Genomic DNA, 5949 nt, shown 5'->3' with positions numbered 1-5949 from the left:
CAACGAAGAATATAGATACTATCTACGTTTCCTCATTAATAAACAGTCGCCTCAACGACTGTATGGTTATTATAGTACAAACAGATGAACCACGCAAGCACTATTTTTAAAAAAATTGAAACTTTTTACATATTTTCTCTATTATGTATACACTAAAATTTAAAATACCATATATTGTATGCGAGATAAGTATGTAATATCATTTATAGACTATACATACATTATATTTTATTTTAATTATCATACACACAATACATTCTATTTTAGTTATCAGTATTAATTATATAGTTTTTATATATAAAACAAATGACGCCACCCACAAGGGTGGCGTCATTCGTATAAGGATTATTGTGCCCTAGTTAGGGGTTCTAGGGTATATACGGCCCCTATATCATCATATGAGGGGCCGTATATTTGTTTATAAAGATATACGGGTTACTATTTTTCTATTGAATTGATTTACGTAGATCAATTGTATGCGGAGCAGATGAGTCTACCGGCTCACTAATTGCTTTTTTAAGATCTACTACATGCTCTTCAGCTGCAGTAGGTTCTTCACTTGCTTTGTTTTTAACAGTTTCTTTAGCTGCGTACCAAATTGTTTCATTCATCATATGACGAAGATCTTCATTGTTCACATGTTCTTGATCTTGTGCCATGATATCCAAAATTGCATCTTCTAAAGAACTTGCTTCATCGTTAGTCATAGGACCACCGATTTCTTTTTGCTTTTGAACAACTGCATTAATTTGATCTACCATACCACGCAATACATTGAATCCATAGCTATTTACGAAACCATCTTTTTCATTGTATTTAGGCATATCAAAGAATTCGTATTCATTTTTGTTACGGTTTTCACCATTCCAATTAAATGCGACTTCAAAGCCATGGACACGTCCTAGGGAATGTGTACGGAAATAATCCGCATAATTATGTTTATCCTTAGAATGTAACCATTTAACTTCAGCTTTAGTCATTTGTTCATGATTATCATGTTTAACTTTAGCTTTTGTATAGTTTACTTCAGCATTTTGCCATGCTTGTACAAATGTATGTAACGCTTGTACTGTTTGTGGACTTGCCACAGGAACAAGTACTACAGAACCTGTAGTTGGTGTAGAAGCAGGGTTAGGCAAAATTAAATTATCATCATATGTTGGTGCGCCAGCAGCATATCCAGTAATAGATGCAGCGCTCATAAGTGCTGCTGCTGTGAAAGCAAGCATTGTAGATTTTTTCATATCTATTCCTCTTTTCATTGTCGAATATAAGCGATGGCAGGAGGATTCAAGGAGAATCCTCCTCCATTTGTATCTTAATTACATACCTAATTTAGCCATCATAGCAGCCATTTGAGATTTCAATTGGTCTACTTCGCTTTGTAAGCCTGCATTTTGAGCTTTAATTTGTTCATTTTCAGATTTCAAATCAGATACTTCGCCTTTTAATCCGGCATTTTGTGCTTTCATAGAAGCTACTTCAGTTTGCATTGCATATGTAGAACTGATAGGACCCTTACGGTAACGATCTGCTACTGCAGCTTCGCTATCGCGGTTGCCGACTTTCCAAGTTACACCAGCGTTAGCCATCATATGACCATTGCCACCAGCCCAGGATACGCCTGCATGGAACATTGTGGATTCATTTTTGTAATGAGCTACGCCCAATGCTAATGCAGAATTACCACGGTAGTTACCATAACCAGCCATAATTTGAGTTGGTTCCATTGGATCATATTGAATAGGTTTCAATGCGGACAATGCAGCAGATTGTGCACCTACATGACCAACTTCTTCATTTAATTGATCTACACGAGGATCAACAGCAGGGTTAACATGTAAATCATATTCATGTTTATTAGGATCAGTACTTACATCAGTAACTCTTACAGTACCATCAGTAGACTTAACAGTTGTTAAGGAATCACGTAATTGATTAACGTTTACGCCATCAGTACCATCAATACCAGGTGCAAGATTTACAATACGATTACCAGTCATGCTTAAGTTACCGCCATGAACTTCAAAAGCTGGAGTTACACTAGCATCACGATCATATTTGTCACCGCCTGGGTTAGCATTAATACGAAGAGTAGCACCACCATTGCTGATAGAGTTGATTTCAGTCAAATCATGAGCCAAACCGTATGTAATGGAGTTATCAATTTTATCATCGCCTTCAACAGGTTTACGTTCAACAACCATGTTATCGCCAGCAATGTATTGAGTACCTTTTTCTACTTTTACAGGGTTTTTAAGGCCTTTAGCTACACCAGAACCATCTGCACCAACGGATGCATTTACTTTAGCACCAGAAAGGTCAGCATTTACAGTGTATGTTTTTTGACCAGTTGTTTTATCAACTGCAGTATCAACAGTTACATTATTACCGCCTTTAACAACACTGCTTAAGCCAGTAATAACTTTTTTGCCTTCGTTAGTAATGTTGGATAGATCTTGACGAGCGATACCGGAAATAGTTGCTTTCACAGGGTTACCGTGTTCATCAACTAATTGTTTACCAGCACCATCAACATAGGTCATTTCAACAGTACCATTTTGACTCACTTCGTAGTTACCGTCTTTGATACGAGTATCGTTAGCTTTGGAGATACGTTTAATGTCGCCAATGTTAGCGCCATTGGAATCTACATCGCCACCAGATTTCACGTTGTGAATTTGTTGGCCACCCATATCAACATTGTTTTTAGTAATAGTAGGACCATTTTTAATGGTCAAACCATCGTTGTTAACTACTGTGTCACCAATTTTTACGGAACCGTTTGGAGTCAAGTCGATGTTATTGTTCAATGCGAATTCTACTTTTGCACCGTCAGCAGTGTTAGTTTGTTTAACAGTGAGGTTCTTACCACCAGAGAATTCCACAGTTTTACCATCAGTGATGTTTTTAGCTGTTTTATCGGAATCATTAGTTGTATTACCAGTAGATTTTACGTTGAAGCCGTTCATTGTACCAAGTCCATCAGCACTGATAGTCATTTTACCAGCTGCATCTGTGGAAACATTGATATGATTACCGCCTACTACATTAACTTTACCACCAACAGGTCGTACGTCTTGGCCGTTAGCTTGGATAGTCCAGATATCATCTAAGTTAGCTACTTGTTTTGTGCCGTTCTTAGTTGTGTACTCGATACGATCATTACCTGCATTGTAATTGATTGTTGTATGAGATGTTGGGCTACCTAAGTGAATTGTATTAGTTTGAACGCTGTTAAGCTCTTTCAAATCTTTATCCAATGCGAATTCATACGTTTGTTCTTCGCCGTTCACAGTTTGTTTTACGTTCAAGTTTTTACCTGCACCGTAATTTACTGTACTACCAGGTTTAACAATAGTTGCAGTGGATGTACCTACCACATTACCTGTTGCATTAGCTTTCCAACCGGAATTGTTGATTGTATCAACTACAGTTTTAACTGTTGCGATACCATCTTTGCCATTTACGCCTGGTTTGCCATCTGTACCTTGTTTGATGTTACCAAGGTTAACGTCGTATTTAACTTGACCATTTGCATCAACGGAAGCTGTTGTGTAGTTACCATCAATGAAGTTCAAGCCTTCAGACAATTTAACTTTTTGTTTAGCACCGCCATTAGCTCTGTAATTCAATTCTGCATCACCAAGGTTAGTTGCTTTTGCACTTACCTTGTAGATTGTTTGACCATTAGCACCAGTACGGGATGTTACTTTTACGTTATCCCCTTCTTCAACTTCTGTTCTAGCAGAGTTCAATTGTTTTACGTTAACCGCATCAGTATCGTTTACGCCAGCTTTCACATTAGTGATATTGTAACCACCAACATTGACATTACCACCGTCGAATTTGAATTCGTTACCGCCAATTGTGAAAGTAGCAGGACCACCATTCTTAATTGTGTTGATGTTATTCAAATCTTTAGCCAAACCGATGTTGATTTCGCTATTACCATCAGCACCTTGTGTAATGCTAGTTTTGATGTTAGAGGAATCATATTCGGAATCAGCTTTAGTGCCAGTACCTTTTACAGTGACTTTGGAACCAAGTTTATTTTTCTTTTCCCCACCGGAGTTAGCGTCAAAACGTAAACCATCATCCAATGTAGCCACTTCATGTTTATTGTTGTTGTTATCGTTGTAAACAATACGAGTTACACCGTCAGCACCTTTTTCGCCTTTCATAGTAAGACCGTCTTTACCGTCCTTACCATTAAGACCAATGGAGCCGTCTTTACCGTTGATCACAACGGAAGAACCATCTTTACCGTTTACGCCGATTTTACCGTCAACACCTGGTTTACCATCTTTACCATCATGACCAACTTTAATATCGTCGGACAATGCATAGTTGTATGTTTGATTGCCAGTTACTTTATCAACGATTTGTTCAACAGTTAAGTTTTTACCAGCACCGAAGTTTACAGTTGTACCAGGTTTAACGATTGTTGCAGCATGGTTATTGACTGTGTTACCAGTAACATCACCTTTCCAGCCGGAGTTGTTGATTGTATCAACTACAGTTTTAACTGTTGCGATACCATCGTTACCGTCTACGCCTGGTTTACCATCAACACCGTCTCTTACCTTACCAATTGTTACATCGTATTTAACCTTACCATTAGCATCAACGGAAGCAGATGTATAGTTACCGTTAACGAAGTTCAAGCCTTGAGACAATTTAACGGATTGAGTATTAGTGCCATTAGCGGAGTATTTCAATACTGCATCGCCAAGAGCTACATCGTTAGCATTAACAGTGTAAATAGCATGGCCATCATTACCGTAAGTTGTGTCTACAGTTACGTTATTACCAGCCTTAACTTCTGTTTTAGCTTCTTTCAATTGAGCAACGTTAACTGCATCAGTGTTGTTTACACCAGCTTTTACATTAGTAATGAATGTATCACCAGCATTGATACCAGTCTTAGTGATGGAAGGGCCACCAGTGATTGTTAAGCCATCGTTGTTAACTACAGTACCACCAATTGTTAAGGAACCAGCTGGAGTCAAGTTAACTTCTTTGGACAATTGAACTTTCAATTTTCCATCTACGTTATTTACACCGATGTTATTGTCAGTCAATTTAGACTTATCTGCACCACCAACAACGTCCATAGTTTCGTTTAATTTCTTAGCGATCACTTTGGATTTGTCAGCACCTTGTGCATCATCGCCAGCATATTTCATGCCGTCATCAGTAGTAGCAACTTCGTGTTTGTTGTTGTTTTTGTCTTCGTATACGATACGAGTGATACCATCTTTACCATTTACGCCGTTAACACCATCTTGACCTTTTTCACCACGAATAGTAATGCCGTCTTTGCCGTCCTTACCATTAAGACCGATGGAACCATCTTTACCGTTGATCACAACAGCAGAACCATCTTTACCGTTTACGCCGATTTTGCCGTCAACGCCGTCTTTACCGTCTTTGCCATCGTTACCAATCTTGATATCGTTAGCCAAGTCGAATTCAACTTTAGCACCGTCGTTGTTGCTAGTTTGTTTAACAGTTAAGTTTTTACCGGCTGCCATTTCAACTGTTTTACCATCAGAGATAGTTTTTGCAGTTGTTTCAGAATCAGCAGTTGTATTACCTGTGGATTTCACATTCCATACGGATTGTGCAGCACCAGGAGCTACATGCAAGTCATAAGTTACTTGGTTACCATTTTCAGTTTTGTTAACTGTTACGGAATTATCGTTAGACGTTACAACTGTACGAGCATCTTTCAATTGTTTTACGTTAACTGCATCAGTATCGTTAATACCAGCTTTCACATTAGTAATGTTCAAGTTAGCAGCGTTGATACCAGTCTTAGTAATGGATGGACCATTATTGATAGTCAAACCACCATTGTTAACTACCGTATCACCAATTGTTAAGGAACCGGATGGAGTTAAGTTTACAGTATTGTTAAGATCGTATTTAACTACGCCATCAGCA

2 protein-coding genes are annotated in these 5949 nt (G+C 38.2%); both read right to left on the bottom strand.

Annotated elements, in window-relative coordinates; all coding sequences use genetic code 11:
* Positions 1 to 446: 446 nt before the first annotated feature.
* Positions 447 to 1244: a hypothetical protein gene (locus Q0E20_RS09320; RefSeq protein ID WP_295999394.1), complete on the bottom strand. Its 798-nt coding sequence runs from the start codon at positions 1242 to 1244 to the stop codon at positions 447 to 449.
* Between the two features lie 78 nt (positions 1245 to 1322).
* A partial coding sequence (locus Q0E20_RS09315; protein ID WP_295999391.1) for a YadA-like family protein occupies positions 1323 to 5949 on the bottom strand: 4627 nt, incomplete at its 5' end.

It is taken from the genome of uncultured Veillonella sp. (assembly GCF_934230905.1).
GTDB lineage: Bacteria > Bacillota > Negativicutes > Veillonellales > Veillonellaceae > Veillonella.
The sequence above is the reverse complement of the archived record's forward strand: the minus strand, read 5'-3'. Positions and strand labels throughout refer to the sequence as shown.